This is a genomic window from uncultured Porphyromonas sp. (genome assembly GCF_902489635.1).
In the GTDB taxonomy this organism is placed as follows: domain Bacteria; phylum Bacteroidota; class Bacteroidia; order Bacteroidales; family Porphyromonadaceae; genus Porphyromonas.
In genome coordinates, this window is record NZ_CABUAN010000018.1 from 1 (window position 1) to 17,721 (window position 17,721).

General features: G+C 54.0%; 15 protein-coding genes and 1 tRNA gene. 3 read left to right on the forward strand and 13 right to left on the reverse strand.

Annotation, left to right across the window (positions count from 1 at the left end; translation table 11 throughout):
* Positions 1 to 276: 276 nt before the first annotated feature.
* From RDM37_RS04800 to RDM37_RS04835, 8 genes are all read right to left on the reverse strand, one after another.
* A complete protein-coding gene (locus RDM37_RS04800; RefSeq protein WP_308555480.1) occupies positions 277 to 1,353 on the reverse strand; it encodes a phosphatase PAP2 family protein in 1,077 nt (358 codons plus the stop codon).
* A 17-nt stretch (positions 1,354 to 1,370) separates the two neighbouring features.
* Positions 1,371 to 1,757 carry a DUF2752 domain-containing protein gene (locus RDM37_RS04805; protein ID WP_308555482.1) on the reverse strand — a complete coding sequence of 129 codons (387 nt, stop codon included), beginning with the start codon at positions 1,755 to 1,757 and terminating at the stop codon, positions 1,371 to 1,373.
* 19 nt (positions 1,758 to 1,776) lie between these two features.
* Positions 1,777 to 2,754, reverse strand: coding sequence for a YitT family protein (locus tag RDM37_RS04810; protein WP_308555484.1), 978 nt, complete (start codon positions 2,752 to 2,754; stop codon positions 1,777 to 1,779).
* Between the two features lie 84 nt (positions 2,755 to 2,838).
* Positions 2,839 to 5,655, reverse strand: a complete 2,817-nt coding sequence (leuS, locus tag RDM37_RS04815; RefSeq protein WP_308555486.1) for a leucine--tRNA ligase — start codon at positions 5,653 to 5,655, stop codon at positions 2,839 to 2,841.
* A gap of 217 nt (positions 5,656 to 5,872) precedes the next feature.
* Positions 5,873 to 6,916 (reverse strand): 2-oxoacid:ferredoxin oxidoreductase subunit beta, encoded by a 1,044-nt coding sequence (locus RDM37_RS04820; RefSeq protein WP_004330651.1) that lies wholly within the window; start codon positions 6,914 to 6,916, stop codon positions 5,873 to 5,875.
* A gap of 15 nt (positions 6,917 to 6,931) precedes the next feature.
* Positions 6,932 to 8,797: a 2-oxoacid:acceptor oxidoreductase subunit alpha gene (locus tag RDM37_RS04825; protein ID WP_308555488.1), complete on the reverse strand. Its 1,866-nt coding sequence runs from the start codon at positions 8,795 to 8,797 to the stop codon at positions 6,932 to 6,934.
* Positions 8,798 to 9,162: 365 nt separating this feature from the next.
* Positions 9,163 to 9,984 (reverse strand): glycogen/starch synthase, encoded by an 822-nt coding sequence (locus RDM37_RS04830; RefSeq protein WP_308555489.1) that lies wholly within the window; start codon positions 9,982 to 9,984, stop codon positions 9,163 to 9,165.
* Positions 9,985 to 10,068: 84 nt separating this feature from the next.
* Positions 10,069 to 10,157 (reverse strand) — tRNA-Leu (locus tag RDM37_RS04835).
* A gap of 304 nt (positions 10,158 to 10,461) precedes the next feature.
* Between RDM37_RS04835 and RDM37_RS04840 the strand changes: the two genes are divergently transcribed.
* From RDM37_RS04840 to rbr, 3 genes are all read left to right on the forward strand, one after another.
* Complete coding sequence (locus tag RDM37_RS04840) at positions 10,462 to 10,992, forward strand: DUF177 domain-containing protein (RefSeq protein ID WP_308555491.1); 531 nt, start codon at positions 10,462 to 10,464, stop codon at positions 10,990 to 10,992.
* Between the two features lie 15 nt (positions 10,993 to 11,007).
* Positions 11,008 to 11,190: a 50S ribosomal protein L32 gene (gene rpmF, locus RDM37_RS04845; RefSeq protein WP_004331464.1), complete on the forward strand. Its 183-nt coding sequence runs from the start codon at positions 11,008 to 11,010 to the stop codon at positions 11,188 to 11,190.
* 175 nt (positions 11,191 to 11,365) lie between these two features.
* A complete protein-coding gene (gene rbr / locus RDM37_RS04850) occupies positions 11,366 to 11,947 on the forward strand; it encodes a rubrerythrin (RefSeq protein WP_308555493.1) in 582 nt (193 codons plus the stop codon).
* Positions 11,948 to 12,047: 100 nt separating this feature from the next.
* On the opposite strand, the gene RDM37_RS04855 is transcribed toward rbr, so the two are convergent.
* From RDM37_RS04855 to recA, 5 genes are all read right to left on the reverse strand, one after another.
* Entirely contained in the window at positions 12,048 to 13,313 is a 1,266-nt protein-coding gene (locus tag RDM37_RS04855) for a glycosyltransferase (protein ID WP_308555495.1), read from the reverse strand.
* 13 nt (positions 13,314 to 13,326) lie between these two features.
* Entirely contained in the window at positions 13,327 to 14,718 is a 1,392-nt protein-coding gene (locus RDM37_RS04860; RefSeq protein WP_308555497.1) for a polysaccharide deacetylase family protein, read from the reverse strand.
* Between the two features lie 31 nt (positions 14,719 to 14,749).
* Positions 14,750 to 15,772: a GNAT family N-acetyltransferase gene (locus RDM37_RS04865; protein ID WP_308555499.1), complete on the reverse strand. Its 1,023-nt coding sequence runs from the start codon at positions 15,770 to 15,772 to the stop codon at positions 14,750 to 14,752.
* Positions 15,769 to 16,248, reverse strand: coding sequence for a hypothetical protein (locus tag RDM37_RS04870; RefSeq protein ID WP_308555501.1), 480 nt, complete (start codon positions 16,246 to 16,248; stop codon positions 15,769 to 15,771). Before RDM37_RS04870 ends, RDM37_RS04865 begins: the two co-directional genes overlap by 4 nt.
* A 127-nt stretch (positions 16,249 to 16,375) precedes the next feature.
* Positions 16,376 to 17,512 carry a recombinase RecA gene (gene recA, locus RDM37_RS04875; RefSeq protein ID WP_308555503.1) on the reverse strand — a complete coding sequence of 379 codons (1,137 nt, stop codon included), beginning with the start codon at positions 17,510 to 17,512 and terminating at the stop codon, positions 16,376 to 16,378.
* Between the last annotated feature and the right edge of the window lie 209 nt (positions 17,513 to 17,721).

A 17,721-nucleotide genomic window follows, 5' to 3' on the forward strand; every position in this document is an offset into this window, starting at 1 on the left:
GTGGGCGTCATTCATTTCCTCCGAAGTTTCATTTGATTCCTCCGAAGAATTTTTTATTCCCCACGTGGAAAATAAAAATTCTCCACCTGGATATTTCGAAATATCCACGTGGAAATCAGTTTTCCCCGACATAATGCCGTTTTGATATGTATCCGGATCTAAATTATTGTAATAGGCCGGCGTTGAATTTGACCAGCCAGGGCAGACGAATCATAATCGCTCTTTCATGAGCTGCACGTAAGGGCCAGTGAGGAGTAGTTACCTTCCCCCTCCAGGTCACAAGTAGCGATGACGTAACGAGACTCCTAGCGTCAAGTAGCTCTGCCGATAAGGCTCGCAGTGGAGCCGCAGGAAGAGCCCCAGCTTGTCGAGATAGCGTAGTCGGGGATATGCCTCGAGACCTGCCTGCAGATGGGCATAGCTCTGCTCTCTAGCAGCCTTGTCGTAGCCGATGCCGAGACCATAGCTGTGTCGCAGCTCTAAGTATCGCCACTGGTAGAGGGGCACACCCAAAAGGAGATCGCCATGGAGTGTGGGGTGCTCCTTGTCAGATCGTAGTGAGAGCTCTGCAGCATAGTTTAGAGAGGAGGTCTGCCAGCCAAGCTGTGCACCGACGCAGCCGGCACCTCCCGACAAGTGGCGACTAGATAGGAGCGATAGGTAGAAGTAACTATCTGGGATCTCTCGGCCTACATCTGGAGTGTAGCGCCCGAAGACGAGATCACTCACGAGGTAGCCCACATGAGCCATCGAGACCCCAACGAGTCCCCCCCAGAGGACATCAGAATACCAGTGACGGTTATTGGCCATGCGTCCGAATGCAACAGAAGTGGCAACGAGGTACTGCAGATGAGACAGCAAAGGGTAGTCGGCACCATACTCTAGATAAAAAAGCTCGGCACCGAGGAAGGCTGTCGCAGTGTGTCCCGAGGGAAAGCTATTAGCCGTCGATCCATCGGGACGCATGCGCTGTACCCCACTTTTGACCGAAAGAACGATGGCGGCGGTTCCTAGGGCTCCTATAGCATCGGCTGTCAGCATCTCGCCCCATGTGCGAGAGCGTCCCGTGGCACCGCCACAACGCATAGCCAGTTGTAGCCCATAGGATGCAAACTGCATGTGGTCGTCGTAGTGATTACGCCAGCGAGTACCTAGGAGGGTGTGACGAGTCGTGCGGATAGCCACATCGCTATGATGTAGCGGGTAGGTAGCGAAGAGTGCCCCAGGTAGTAGCACGCTGAGGGGATCTGGCGAAGGAGCTAGCGTATCTGACGAGTCACTCTGTGCTAGCACCCAGCTACAAGGGCGTAAGAGGAGTAAGAGCGTGAGGACAAAAAGCGTAAGGAGTCGCATAAGGTCCCGAGGCTGACTTAGATCAGATTACGCCCTATGCCCCATGCGACGATGATGGCAAAGATGATCCAGCTAGCGGTGCGCCCTGAGAAGCGGCGGTAGAGTCTCTCAGCTCGCAGATTATGTGGGCGAGATAGCTCTAGCAGCACGAGGAAGGCAAAGTAGATCAAACCGGGTATGAGCATGACGTTGAGCTGTAGCACCCGTACTATGTCGCCATGGAGCAATGCGTGAATGCCTCGCATGGAGCCACAGCCTGGACATTGCCACCCAGTGAGCTGCAGGAAGGGGCAGCGTGGCATCGGCAGGCTCTCAGGACGATATAAGTAAAGCACCACTCCCCCTACTAGCATACAGCCTAGTAGAGCGAGTAGTGCTTTGCTATGTCGGCTTGTGGCGGTCATGTAGCCTCGACGTTAATGGCTATCTCAGATTGTCGAAACCTCGTCCATAGACTCCATGCACGGTCCCCTCCGATACGAACGCATCGGGATCGATCTCCTTGATGATACGATTGATACTCTGTAGATGAGCCTTGCGGGTTACTACCATGAGGATGCGCATCTCCTCCTGCGAGTAACCTCCGTCAGCATGGATGAGTGTACAGCCACGGTGCAGGCGCTGGATGATCGCCTCGTTGATCTCTTTGTACTTCTTGCTAAAGATAAAGAGCTGTATCGAGTGCTTATTGCTATTGGTCCAGTAGTCGAGCGTGATAGCGCAGAAGACTACCTCCACGATAGAGAAGGTGAGTAGCTCAGCGCCAAGCTGTGGATCTTTGCCTACAAGGTATACATTGACAAAGTAAGAGGTGATCACGATCGTCGCATCGATCAGGATCATAGCGCGCCCCAGTGAGAGCGTCGTGTACTTGTTGAAGATAGAGACGATGACATCCGTACCGCCCGTACTACCATTCACATGGAAGACGAGAAAGAGTCCACTACCGCACAGGATACCGCCGATGATCACCGCCATAAAGCGCTCTTCTCTGAGCAGGGGGCCCACGTTGGGTATGTTGTCCGTGAGCCAGCTACTCAAGTTGTGGTACACCTCCGTATTAGGATCTCCAAAGAGCGCCTGACCAATCGGGATCGCTATACCCATCAGGAGAACTCCGATGAGCGTCTTGACCGAGTAGCGCCACCCTAAGAAGATGATCGAGACGATCAGTAGCCCGACGTTGATGATGTTGTATGGGATAAAGGCGGGGATATTTGTAGCTATCTGTATGATGGTCGTGACACCGGCTAGTCCGCCCGTTGCGATCTCCTGTGAGAGGATAAAGCCCGCCCAGCCGAGTACATAGAGACAGACACCGAGTACGATAAAGAAGAAGTCGTGGACGAAGTACCACGCTTTCGCTCGTTTACTATTGGGAACTGCTAAAGCTTGAGTCATACTATATGATTTGTTTTCTAGAGATAGATGGGATAGTCTTCCCTTAGCCCTGCGCCAGTATGGCAGAGACGGAAGACTTTATCATTACAACACAATGTTGACAATACGACCTGGCACGACGATAACCTTCTTGAGGAGCTTGCCGTCGATCCACTTGATCGTGTCGGCATGCGCCAGCACCTGCTCCTGGATTTGCTCCTTAGAGAGACCCGCGGGGAGCTCAAGGTTAAAGCGTACCTTGCCATTGAAGCTAACGGGATAGCGTACCGAGTCCTCAGCGATGAGCGACTCGTCACACTGGGGCCAGGCGGCCGTCACGATGCTCTCGGCCGAGAGTGTCTCGCTACTACATGTAGCGCGCATCTCTTGCCACAGCATCTCTGCGATATGGGGTGCAAAGGGCGAGAGCAAGATCACTAAGGGGCGTAGCACCTCTAGCGATGTGGTCTGCACCTTCTGAAGCTCGCCCACAGCAATCATAAAGGCTGAGATGGAGGTGTTGAAGGAGAGACGCTCGATGTCTTGCGTGATCTTCTGAATCAGCTTATGGATCGTGCGGAGCTCCTCACGACTTGCTTGAGCATCGGCCGAGACAGTGAGCTGCCCCTCGCCATCGTGATAGAGCGACCAGACACGCTTGAGGAAGCGGTACACCCCGTCGATACCGTTCGTATCCCACGGCTTGCTCTGCTCCAGAGGCCCGAGAAACATCTCGTACATCCTGAGCGTATCGGCGCCATACTGCTCGATGATTTCGTCTGGATTGATCACGTTAAACATCGACTTACTCATCTTCTCCACCCCATAGCCACAGAGATAACTACCGTCCGCCTCGGTGATGAAGGTGGCGTCGTGGAGGTCGTCACGCCACTGACGGAACGCCTCCTGATCGAGTACGTCGTTCTGCACTAAGTGTATGTCTACGTGCATCTGCGTCACATCGTACTGCTCACGCTGCGAGTAGGTGACAAACTGATTTGTCCCCTTGATGCGGTAGACGTAGTTGGAGCGTCCCTGGATCATTCCCTGGTTGACCAAGCGCTTGAATGGCTCATCCTCGCAGACCACCCCGAGGTCGTAGAGGAACTTATTCCAGAAGCGACTATAGATCAGGTGACCCGTAGCATGCTCGGTACCGCCAATGTAGAGATCCACCTGTCGCCAGTAGCTATTAGCTTCGGGGGAGACCAAAGCGGACTTATTGTGCGGGTCCATATAGCGTAGGTAGTAAGCACTACTCCCGGCGAAGCCTGGCATCGTGCAGAGTTCGTAGGGATAGCCCTCCTCGGTACACCAATGCTTAGCACGTCCTAGTGGCGGCTCGCCACTCTCCGTGGGGAGATACTTGTCCACCTCGGGGAGCGTCAAGGGGAGCTTGTCGAGCGACAACGTGTGTGGTACCCCCTCCTTATAATATATAGGTATCGGCTCACCCCAGTAACGCTGACGACTGAAGATGGCATCACGCAGACGGTAGTTGATCCGCTTCTTGCCCAGGCCGTGCTCATCGAGGTAGTGACACATATAGTCGATCGCCTCAGAGACTGGCTTGCCATTGAGGAGCGGCGAATTGATTAGCTCGCCCTCTTTGCTGTCGAGGCTTTCGCTCCAAGTGGACGGATCGGACGCTTCGCCACCCTTTGGCAAAACAACCTGACGTATCGGCAAGTCAAAGTGCCGTGCGAAAGCAAAGTCTCTCGAGTCGTGCGCTGGCACCGCCATGATAGCACCCGTGCCATAGCCCGCCAGTACATAGTCGCTGATCCAGATCGGGATCTGCTCACCCGTGAGCGGGTGCTGTGCGTAGGAGCCCGTGAAGACACCCGTCACCGAGTGGTCTGCCTGGCGCTCACGCTCCGTGCGGCGCTTCGTACGATCAAGGTACGCCTCGACAGCCTCACGCTGCTCTTCCGTAGTTAGGTCAGCCACGAGACTACTTTCGGGAGCTAGCACCATGAAGGTGACTCCGTAGAGTGTGTCGGGGCGGGTCGTAAAGATCTCGATAGGCAGCTCACCACGAGCGGTGCTAGCCTTAAAGGTGACCGACGCTCCGACCGACTTACCGATCCAGTTGCGCTGCATCTCCTTGAGCGCATCGCTCCAGTCAAGCTGATCCAAGCCCGCCAGCAGACGCTCCGCATAAGCAGAGACACGGAGGCTCCACTGCTTCATCTTGCGCTGCACCACAGGATAGCCACCACGCTCGCTCACGCCGTCACTTACTTCGTCATTAGCGAGGACAGTGCCGAGCTCAGGGCACCAGTTGACCACACTCTCCCCGAGGAAAGCCAAGCGGTAGTGCATCAGCCACTCCGACTGCTCCGCTTCGCTCGCTACTCGCCACTCCTCAGCCGTTAGCTCCAGAGGCGTACTGCTGTAAGCGGTACAGCCCTCTGTGCCGTGCGCCTCGAGATGCTTGACCAACTTGTCGATAGACTCGGCACGATCGGTGGCCGTGTCGTAGTAATGGTGGAAAAGCTGTATGAAAGCCCACTGCGTCCACTTATAATACTCAGGATCGCAAGTGACCACCTGACGGCTCCAGTCGAAGCCAAAGCCAATATTGTCGAGCTGCTCACGATAGCGGGCGATATTAACTCGCGTCGTCTCCTCAGGGTGGCGATTCGTCTGGATAGCGTACTGCTCAGCCGGCAGACCGAACGCGTCGTACCCCATCGGGTGCAGGACGTTGTACCCCTGCAGACGCTTATAGCGAGCGTAAATATCAGAAGCGATGTAGCCTAGCGGGTGCCCCACATGTAGTCCCGCTCCCGAGGGATAGGGAAACATGTCGAGTACGTAGTACGAAGGCTTATCTCGATCTATCTCTACTCGATAAATGTCGGCGTCTTGCCAGATGCGCTGAGCCGACTGCTCTATGTCGTGGTGATTGTAATCCATACAGTTCTCTCGATTATAGCGCAAAGGTACGAAATTAGAGATTAGAGGGTAGAGAGATCAGAGATTAGAGGGATCGGAGCAGATCGGAGAGCTAACAGCCAACAGCCAAAGGCTAACGGCCAAGAGTCAGAAGAAACAGTGAGGGAGACTCACTGCTGAGTCTCCCTCGCTATTTTGTCACCTTACACAGGTGATGAAGTAGGCTTAGACGATTGCTTTACTTGATCTCCCAAGTATCCTCCGTCATGAGTAGCTCACGGAGTGTGCGCACCTTGTTCTTTGCCTTTTGCTGATCGATCTGATCATGCACAGCCCAGTCGTAGGTCGGGCCCTCGACATCACGTATGACGCCCATAGCGACGGGGAGGCCGTCGGCACCATTCATAGCGGCAAGCATCATGTGTAGGAAGGGATTAGGCTCATGCGCATCGTGCGTCAGCACATCGTCGAGCGTGTAGCCATCCTCACCGATCGTCACAGCACGTAGCTTGAAGCCGTCTAGGACGAGACCGCGCTGCTTGTCCTCACCGAAGAGCATCTTCTCGCCATGCTGCAGGACGATCGTCTTGTCAGCACGAACGGCACGGTCGCTGATAGCAGCGTGTGCGCCATTGTTGAAGATCATACAGTTCACCAGCACCTCTGTGACTGCAAAGCCCTTGTGCTTAGCACCAGCGAGCAGACAAGCGGTGAGTGTAGGCTGATCGACGTCGAGTGAGCGTGCGAAGAAGTTGCCACGAGCACCCATGACCAGCTCAGCCGGCTCGAAGGGATCCTCGACAGTGCCGTAAGGCGAACTCTTGGTGACGAGTCCACGAGGCGATGTAGGCGAGTACTGCCCCTTGGTCAGTCCGTAGATGCGGTTGTTGAAGAGGACTTCATTGATATCCACATTGCGTCGTACAGCATGAATAAAGTGGTTACCACCGATAGCGAGACTATCGCCATCGCCAGACATGAGCCATACGGTGAGGTCCGGACGAGCCACCTTGACACCCGTAGCAACGGCAGCACCACGACCATGTACGGTGTGGAAGCCAAAAGTACTCATATAATAAGGTAGTCGCGAGGAGCAGCCGATACCTGAGACGACGACCGTCTCATCGGGAGCTATGTCTAGCTCAGCCATCGCCTTATGGACAGCCGCTAGGACACCGTGGTCGCCACAACCTGGGCACCACTTGACGGGTGATGCGTTCTTGAAATCCTTGGGGGCAAAGCGTAGTGTGCCCTTCTCTAGATTACTATTTGTTTCAATCATAGCAGTTGTGGTCTTTTATAGTTGCTCAGCGAGTATCTCTTCGAAGGCAGTAACGAGATTGCCCACCTTGAGGGGTTGTCCCTGCACTTGATTATACTGATAAATATTAGCATCAGAGACCTTGTTGCGTAGGAGCATGGCCATCTGACCGAGGTTCTGCTCAGCGACGACTACACGCGGGTAGCGGCGTAGGATCTCCTCGGTGTTCTTAGGCATAGGATTGATAAAGGTGAACTGCGTGTGTGCTACCTTGTGCCCCTTCTTGCGAAGAGCCTGGCAGGCATCACTCAGGTGTCCATAGGTACTACCCCAGCCGACGATGAGCAGCTCAGCGTCCTCCACATCACCCTCTACGGTGAGCGGTGGGACTACCTCTGCAATGTGCTGTATCTTATTGTGACGCTGTAGTACCATCAGCTCATGGTTAGGACCATCCGTGCTGATAGCACCAGTCTTATTATCTTTTTCCAGACCACCTGTACGATAAGGCAGTGAGCCAGCCCCTGGTATAGACCAGTAGCGTACGAGCGTCTCTGGGTCGCGCATATAAGGCATCCACGGGTCCTCACCCTTGTACTGATCTACGTAGTGAGGCTTGATCTCGGGATACTTCTCGTAGTCAGGTATACGCCATGCAACCGAACCATTACCCAGATAAGCATCTGAGAGGAGGACGACAGGCGTCATGTGCTCTATGGCTATCTTGACTGCATAGTAAGCAGCGTCAAAGCACTTAGAGGGAGAGGTAGGAGCAATCACTACCATTGGGGACTCACCATTGCGCCCATACATAGCCTGTAGGAGGTCGGTCTGCTCTGACTTCGTAGGCATACCTGTCGAGGGACCGCCACGCTGTACGTCTACGAGTACGAGTGGTAGCTCAGCGATGACGGCGAGGTTGAGTGCCTCACTCTTGAGTGCCACACCAGGACCTGAAGTAGAGGTGACACCGAGGCGACCTGCGTAGGAAGCTCCGATGGCTGTACAGATACCTGCTATCTCATCCTCAGCCTGCATCGTGATCACGTCGAGAGACTTGTACTTAGCGAGGAAGTGTAGGATGTCTGTGGCGGGAGTAATAGGATAAGAGCCTAGGAAGAGCTTGAGTCCAGCACGCTCCGCACCAGCTATGAGTCCGAAAGCGGTAGCCTTATTGCCCGTTACGTCAAGGTAAACGCCAGCTTCCTGTGGTGCGCCCTCAATGACAAAGGGAGTGCCTACCGAAGCATGGGTATTAGCCGCATAAGAGTATCCCCCGTGGAGGGCTGCTATGTTGGCCTGACGGATGACTTCCTTCTTAGCAAACTTCTTGCTGATGAAGTGCTCCGCCTGCTCGAGGGGTCTGTCGAATAGCCAAGAGACGATACCTAGGGCAAACATGTTCTTGCATCTTAGTCTGCCTCTAGCGTCCATATCTATATCCTTGAGCACCTCCTGGACCATCGTGCTAATGGGGCAAGCGAGTACTCTATCTGGGTTGAGTCCTAGCTCTTTGATAGGATCATCTGTCTGGTAGAGAGCTTTCTTGAGATCCTTCTCTCCACAGGAGTCACTATCGATGATGATGATTGAGTCGTGACGTAGGTTCTTCACATTGACCTTGAGGGCAGCGGCATTCATCGCCACCAGCACGTCGGCATAGTCTCCAGGCGTATGGACCTGATCATGTCCGATACGTACCTGAAAGCCCGATACGCCTCCTAGTGTACCTTGAGGAGCACGGATCTCAGCGGGATAGTCGGGAAAGGTCGAGACCGAGTTACCATACATCGCTGACATATCAGAGAAGATGGAACCCGTGAGCTGCATACCGTCGCCCGAGTCGCCTGAGAAGCGTACGACTACCTCTTCGATAATTCTTTTGTTCGGTTTGTCTGTCATAATTAGGATGAATAAAAGGTGTAGGGCCCAACTCCTTGAGAGGGTGATTGAGCTAAACCTTCCTAGCAATAGACCTCTACATGAAAACTTTCGTATACCATGCGACCCTGCGCCACCTCCTACAGCAGGAGAGACTAGTGAGCAAGCACTAGAAATAGGGGATACTAGTGACCACCACAGCACCTCCACTGTAATCTGATCGGCACCATCACATGGACAGCACAAAGGTACGACTTATTTCGCTGATACTAGCCTTTTTTAGGTACGAAAGTGCCGACCGCACATTTCCCCCTCTAATGGAGCAAAGCCCCCAGCGACTAAGAGAGTCGCTGGGGGCTTTGCACTATATGTCAGAAAGATGGCTTCTATTCCATAAGACTACGATAGAAGTCTACATAAGCCTCAGCATGGTCTACCGCTGGTCCTGGGTACTCCAGCACCTTGTGGTCGGGCTCAGAGCGTAGGTACTTGATCAGCTCGGGAGAGACCTTTTCCTGCCCGAGGATCACTCCATCAGAGTAGTGGATCGCCATACGACGCAACGCATCCGGCGTCACCTCACCTTGGAGTGGTGCCAGCATATCGCCCGTGATCTTGTCAAACTCTAGCTTCTTGATCAGATCGTCACCGATCAGCCCCTCCTCCTCGTTGCCATCGACCGAGAAGATCACCTTGGCACGCTCGAAGTATGGATCGTCCTTGTAGGCGGTCTTAAGATAGACAGGAGCCAAGGCTGAGAACCACCCCAGACAGTGTATCAGATCAGGTATCCAGCGAAGATTTTTGATCGCCTCAAAGACCCCGCGAATGAAGAAGATACTCCTATCTGCATTGTCACTGGGAGCACCCTCCGAAGCTGGACCAAAGAGACTCTTACGACCGAAGAGGTCCGGATTGTCGATGAAGTAAACCTGTATGCGTGTAGAGGGTATGGAGGCAACCTTGATGACAAGTGGGTGGTCGTAGTCATCGACGATGACATTGATACCCGATAGCCTGATCACCTCGTGGAGCTGATTACGGCGCTCATTGACCAGCCCGTAGCGTGGCATAAAGATGCGCACGTCATGCCCAGCATTTTGTATATGCTCAGGGAGGTAGCGAGCGACATGTGCGAGGTCACTCTCAGGCAGATAGGGGAATATCTCTTGAGATATGTAGAGTACTTTTTTGTCTTTGGCAGCCATGATAAATTCTTTTCGTTCTCCACAAAGATACTAAAAACTAGCGAGACTGACCGCTCCCCACACAAATGAGTCTCGCCGAGAGACTGGTACCCAGAGCGGGACTTGAACCCGCACGGCCGCAATTGGCCAAGGGAGTTTAAGTCCCTCGTGTCTACCGATTCCACCATCTGGGCCACAGCTCTACGTGCTGCAGGCGATGAGCCTGCAAGCCCATCGCGTGACAAAGGTACAGAAAAAAGAGATTAGAGATTAGAAGCTAGAGATTAGAGATTAAAAGTTAGAGGTTAGATAGCTCTGATCACTCCGATCCACTCCGATGGCTCTGATAGCTCCGATGGTTCCGACACCTCCGATGACTCCAGCCAACCGCCAGTCGCTTGCCGTCTACTGAAATTTCTGTACCTTTGCGCTCATACCCCTAGAGTACACCTTTATAGTGTCACTCTAGAGTCAATTTAGAGAAGTTTGTAGCACACTATGTCTCACGGAGGTCGGTACACGATACACTTGAAGGGATTGCCGCAAGGCGTCTCGACCGAAGACTTTGTTGTGGAGTCAGCTTTTCTAGAGTCACGCCCTACGTTTGACCTCAGCGGAGGTCCCGTAGCATGCGCCATTCGCATAGATCGTGTCGGAGATACTTTCGACCTTCAGCTGACGCTCACAGGCTCTGTGGAGACACATTGTGATCGATGCTTAGCTCCCCTAGAGATGTGCATCGATATGTCTCAGCATATCGTCGTCAAGCTGGGCGAGCAGTACGAGGAGGTAAGCGATGAGGAGATCATCGTGCCGCATCACAGCCCCTCGCTCGACTGCGCTGACCTGATCTACGACCTCATCGTACTCTCACTCCCCATCAGCCGGGTACACCCCGACGGAGCGTGTGCCGAGGATATGCAGGCCATCCTAGATGATCTCGATCCCAACGCAGCAGAGGAGACTGATGAGCGCTGGGCTGCACTCAGTGCGCTACGTGACTCACTACAACAAGAGAAGGATAAATAATAAAACAGATAAACAATGGCACATCCCAAAAGACGGCAGTCCAAGATGCGCACTGCCAAGCGTAGAACGCACGACAAAGCAGCAACCCCCACACTAGCTAAGTGTAGCAACTGTGGAGCATGGCACGTATATCACACCATCTGTCCTGAGTGTGGTTATTACCGTGGACAACTAGCTATCGAGCAGGAAGAGGCTTAATCGCCCCACCCCGCTAAGCGATAAGACGAAAGCCCCTAGACGATCTATAGGTCGCTCTAGGGGCTTTGCTTATACCACGTGCCGTAACCTCTTAAGGGTATATTTGCACGACTCACAATAAATAGGTATCTTTGTGGTGGTAATGGAATTATATTAACCTTTAGAATACCTATCTATGAGTACTAAATCAATCAAAGGTACACGTACCGAACAGAACCTCCTGAAGTCATTCGCTGGAGAGTCACAAGCTAGAAATCGCTATACATACTTCGCTGGAGTAGCTCGCAAGGAGGGCTATCGTCAGATCGAGGCTGTCTTCCAGGAGACTGCTGATCAGGAGAAGGAGCACGCTAAGCGTTTCTTCAAGTTCCTCGAGGGTGGTGATCTAGAGATCACTGCTTCTTATCCTGCTGGTGTCATCGGCACCACAGCTGAGAACCTAAAGGCTGCCGCTGCTGGTGAGCACTGCGAGGCTGAGGAGATGTATCCTGAGTTCGCTGACATCGCCGAGGAGGAGGGCTTCAAGACCATTGCAGCCGTCTATCGCAACGTAGCTAAGGCTGAGCATGAGCACGAGATGCGCTACCTCAAGCTCCTAGAGCGTGTCGAGTCTGGCAAGTACTTCGAGCGTGACAAGGAGATCTACTGGCAGTGCCGCAACTGTGGTTTCGTCGTTAAGGCCAAGAAGGCACCCGCTAAGTGTCCCGCTTGCGATCACCCACAGGAGTTCTTCGAGCCAATGGCTGAGAACTACTAAAAAGCATCACATAGGCTGTCCGCCTATACAGATCAAGCCCAGCAGACTCATCGTTTGCTGGGCTTGACTCATTTATTCTTTCCTAGACAGAGCAGTATACTCAGACGAGTGTGCCGAAGAGCTGCGCAAAAGCCTCCGCCATCGCTGCTCGCGTGTACTGCTTATAGTGCTCTGTAAAGGTATCTATCGGCAGCATCTCACCGCGCTCCAGACGCTCTAAGTGGTAAGCGACAAACTCGACCACCTGCGCCACTTCGGTCGCTGCAAGTGCTCCTCCATGCGCTCTGAGGATCTGAGCCACAACGCTTTCGTCACTCTCTACCATTAGGATAGGTCGACGCATCGCCATCGCCTCAAAGAGCTTCGTTGTAACCATCCCGTGAGGACCCTCGGGCTGCTCACGACGACCCAAGAGAAGGAGCATGTCTGCCTGAGCCAGTAGCATCGGCACCTCAGCATAAGGTACCATAGCGTGAAAGTGCTGACAGGCTCGCACCTCATCGCTATAACGCTCTAGAAGACTCTCTAGGAGTTGCTGCGAAGCGGCATCACAGTACCAATGAACCTCGACAGCACCACGACTGACCCACCTACTCAGCGTCTTCTCTTGCAGTGCCTCCAGGAGTAGCGTCGGGTCGCGCATCTCAAGCGAGAGCAGCCTTCCTGTGTACACAATGCGCAGAGGCAACTGAGGTGCTTCCTCAGGCGATGCGACAAAGAGCCTCTCGTCATAACCATTAGGGATACAGACGACCTGCTGGTCAGGGTGCAGCTGCTGCAACTGATCTCGGTGCCACTCAGAGACTGTCGTGATAGCAGTGGCTGCCCTGAGTGCCTTCGTACGAGCCTTGATAAATCGTCTTCGTAGCCAACTATAAGCCTCTCTGCGCAGAGGCAACCAGCGTGGTAGCGGTGCTGGCAGAAAGCCCTCTGGCGTATACTCCTCTACGATGTCTCGACAGTCCATCACGGCAGGAAGACCCGTCTGCCGTGCCAAGCGAGCGACCGCCGGTAGCGGGAAGGTGCGATAACTCATTCCCACGATCAGTGCGTACTGCGTCAAGTCGTAATGCTGCCGCAAGTGACGTACAAGGCGCTGGCTCTTCACCTGCCATAGCGCATCCGCGAGGGCATAGAGCGACCTACCCCTCCTAGGAGCTAGCGGCACACGCTCCAGACGATGTGCCGGCAAGCTACTCTTTTGCTCCACAGAGCCGTGAGAGCCTCGATGATCTCCTCGTATCTTCTCGCTCACCACATCGACTTGCCAGTCATCCTGGGGGAGCCGCTGCAAGAGTGCCGTGATGCGAGGTGCAAACTGCGGGGGCAGCAGATCTGTCAGTAGCAAGATACGATGAGGACGCATAGGAGAGGCAAGACTATAACCCTACGATGTCAGGTGCTGGCGAGAGCTTCATGATCTGGCGCAGCAGTGCTCGGTACAGACGTGTGTGGTAAATGTGCGGATCGTCCAGCAGGAGGTTCTCATTGTGAAAGAGTAGCGTCACCTCTCCATGATGCTTGTACGTCTGATCGACCATGGCCACAGCCACACGCTCTGCCTCTGCGTAGTCTAGGTGCATATACTTCTCATCGTGTAGCGTGTAGTCCATCACCGTAAGCGGATGCAGGATCAGGTCTGTGACTTCTAGACTTTGCGGATTGATAAAGCGCACAGGCCGTGAGGTGCCTAGCCTAAAGCCCGCCACATCAGCGTAACCCATCGAGTAGTCATGGTAGATACCCGCAGCGAGGAGCGCATTGTAGTCCTCCGGTTCACGGACTGCTAGATAGTGATGGCGCGAGTAGATGACCGCTTCGCCCAGCTCCTTCTCTAGCTCTGCCTTAGCTGCCTCCACCGCCTCAGGATGCTCAGAGCAATAGAGGTTTAGGTGCAGACCAAACTCCACCTTGCGCCTCCGCGCCAACCTCATGATCGCCGCTATCTTGCGATTATGCAGTGTATAGTTAGGCTTGTCTAGTGGATTCGGGCTGGGAGTCTTGATAAAGAAGATCGTTCGCACAGGTGCTGCGCACTTACGCTGGGTCTCCACATTCCAATCGAGGAAGCGTCCATAGCTAAAGAAGAGATCCTCACTAGCCCGTGAGAAAGTATTGCGATAAGCGGCCCGCAGGGAGAGGTGCTCCTTGAGGAGCAAGCGCAAGAAGCCCCGCACACCCGAGCTGTAGTACGGTTGATCCAGATCATGCGTCAGGGAGACCGAACTAAAGCCAGGCACCACTGGTTGCACCGCCAGACCTATCTCGCTCATCAGGCGTCGTAGCTCCGTAGCATACTCATCCACCAGCGGACGCTCCAAGAAGCCCGCACGATATGCCAGCGACTCACGCCCAGGGAAGCGACCATGCTCATCCCGCCGCTTACGATAGTATATCTCCTCGTAGCGCGATAGCAGGAAGAAGCTACTAGCCACCAGGTCAGCATAGATCACCAGACGCCTACCATAAGGCGTCTCTATATACTCCTCACGAGGCTCTCCAAAGAGCAGAGGCATGCCGTGCCACTCTGCCAGCGGCAGCGCAGGCATCGACTCAGCACGACCATACTGATCATAGTCAAAAAAGCCCGACGGAACGATCACCACACGGTGATATGGCTCCGCCTCCTCCGGACGGCAGTAAGCGACGTAGTCTGGTGAGCGTTGCTTCTGAGCGTGACGCGAGATGCGGATCTGGCCCGATATGTCGAGCGGAGTCGCATCTCCGAGTAGAAACGATAAGATATATTCTGTCGCCTCGTAGTGTCGCATATAGATCGATAGCTTTACAAGTCAAACGAACTCAATAGAGATGCTGTAGATAGTACCGACGCAACTGCAGGTGCATAGCGAGCGTCTGTCGCCCCGCCTGCAAGCGCAGATAAGGGTGTGGCACAGCTCCAAAGCTGCGAAAGAAAAAGGCGATGCCCGGCTGCATCGATCCCTCAAAGTCGAAGGTGTGACACCCCGCCTCTCGACTCCATGTGATCAGTCTATCCAGCAGTAGCGCCATCGCATCCTCTCCCTCAGGCGTTCTCGCTTGCCCTCCCGCAATGTAGTACGCCGTGTCAGCATGATGCGCCACAAAGGCTCCCGCCACGGGTTCATCCGTCTGCGGGGAGCGTAGAAGTAGGAGAGCGCCCTGTCGACGCGCCACAGCAGCCGTCACAAGCCGCCTCAGCGAGGAGGCGCAGAGACGATCTCCTCCGCTGCGTTGCAGGCTCTTATGGCAAAGATCCACCAGCATCTCCGCACAGGTTGACACATTCGTCTCTTCAGCCCAAAGCTCTCGCAGACCCAAAGCAGTAGCACGGCGCACCTTCCGGCGGATCAAACTATTGTACAGCTCTTGAGGCGCACCTTGCGTCAAGTCAAGAAGGTGGGTATAAGCGACCGAGCTACGCCATGCTCCCGCAGGCGTCTCGCATGGTAGCCAGTCCCAGTACTCCAGCGGTAAGTGCGCCTCTATATAGCGTAGCGATGAGGGCAGTGCCTCACCCAGCGCTTGCATAGCTGCTAGATGAGCAATATATCGGTCCCGATCGAAAGGCGTCTCACCCACCGCCCCCGAGCGATCACTCAGAGGACCAGCAGACTGACAGCAGGGAGGCACAATCAGGTGACGACATGTGGGCATAAAGAGAGGCCACATAAGCGTCGGAGCACCCTCCTTACTCCCCGTCGTCGTGAGTACATCCATCTCTCCCATCCCCGATGCTGCTAGGAGCCACCAAGGCTGCACGTAGAGCGGTAGCGAGCGAGTCTCAGCACACCATCGAGTGTACTGCTCACTCGAGAGCGAGAGGCGATCTACGACAAGACTCACGATCTACTAAATAGCTTCGGGATCACAAGATTAGCCGGCATAGCTCGCAACTCATAAGCCTCCTCAGAGAGTTCACGCACAGCCTCCCACAGCAAGGCACTCACCTCCTCAGCAGACCACCCAGCGATGCCACACCCCACCTCCGTAAGGTAAAACGTGAGCATAGGATGATCTAAGGCAAAGAGTAGCAACCGCCGAAAGCTCGCACGCAGAGCCTCTGGAGCCACCTGACGCATATCCTCGTTCAACGTCGGCAGGGCATAAGCACACCCCGTCAAGCCTTCGGCGACACCCATCTCTGCATTAAAGACTCGACGCGCAGTACGTGCAGCACCCCCCATGTGATGTCCCAGCAGATTACTGCCGAAGACAAATATCTCGTCCTCTTGGAGCACAGAGATACACTCTGGCGTATACTGGCTGTCAGAGCGATCGGAGAGCTGCTGCCAACCATGAGAAAGTTGTAGAGCTGTCATTGTAACTATGCTTTAGAGTTTACGACTGGGGCTCAATAGACCCAGATCTATCTGATAGCGTAGATCAGAGAGCCACGCAAGGTGCAAAAGCTTTCGCTCACGCACCCTACGCCCCTCTGACTATCTATTATATATCAAAGTCCTCGTCAACCAGCTGATCTGTCGTGTCTGGATCTTCTCCCTCCTCACCCTCAGAGGCTTCTGGAGAAAGGTGTAGCTTACCTTCATGAGCTAGCTGATCCATCACCTGCTGAGCCACCTCGTCTGCCAACTCGGGATTGTCGTCGAGTAGTTCCTTGACCGCATCACGACCTTGACCTATGTTATTACCCTGATAGGAGAACCACGAGCCACTCTTCTTGAGGATGCCCATATCGGTAGCCGCATCGATGATCTCGCCTACACGGTTGATGCCCTGACCGAAGAGTATGTCAAACTCAGCACGACGGAAAGGAGGAGCCACCTTGTTCTTGACCACACGCACGCTCGTCACCTTACCGACCACATCGTCGCCCTTCTTGATCTGCTTGTAAGCGCGTATGTCTAGACGCACAGAGGAGTAAAACTTGAGCGCATTACCACCCGTCGTCACTTCGCTAGGCCCCATAGGACTATAGCCACTGTTGATCTTCATACGTAGCTGATTGATGAAGATACAGCAAGTCTTAGAGCGACTCACGGCAGCCGTGATCTTGCGCATAGCACGAGACATGAGACGTGCGTGCAGACCCACCTGCGTATCTCCCATCTCACCCTCTATCTCTGCCTTAGGAGTCAAAGCTGCGACCGAGTCCACCACAAGAATGTCGACCGCTGACGAACGAATCAACTGCTCAGCAATGTCTAGAGCCTGCTCCCCATCGTCAGGCTGAGAGATCCACAGACGGCTAATGTCTACCCCCAGAGCCTGTGCATAAGTCGGGTCAAAAGCGTGCTCCGCATCAATGATCGCTGCGATACCGCCCAGCTTCTGCGCCTCGGCGATAGCGTGGATAGCCAGCGTCGTCTTACCCGAAGACTCCGGGCCAAAGATCTCTATGATACGTCCACGAGGGTAGCCTCCGACACCGAGAGCTATGTCGAGCGTCAAGCTCCCCGAGGGGATCACACTCACATCCTCTACGGCATCATCCGCCATATTCATGATAGAGCCCTTTCCAAACTGCTTCTGTATACGTCCCATCGTAGTCTCCAGCGCCTTCATTTTCGCTTCGACATCTGTAATAGGAGGAGTGACGACATTCCTCTCATTTTTCTTTGCCATATATACCTAGTCTTTAGTTGAATATCGGAGGTCTGCGAGCCTACGCTCTAAAGTATAGAAAACCTCCCATACAAAGGTAATGAAAAAAGGGACATCTCAGTAAATCTCTGCAAAACTAGTGCTGACGCACCATAATCGCTCTGACGGGAGCGACAAATGAGCGACAAATGAAGAATAGAGAGAGGTTGATGAGCTCATCGTATCTAATG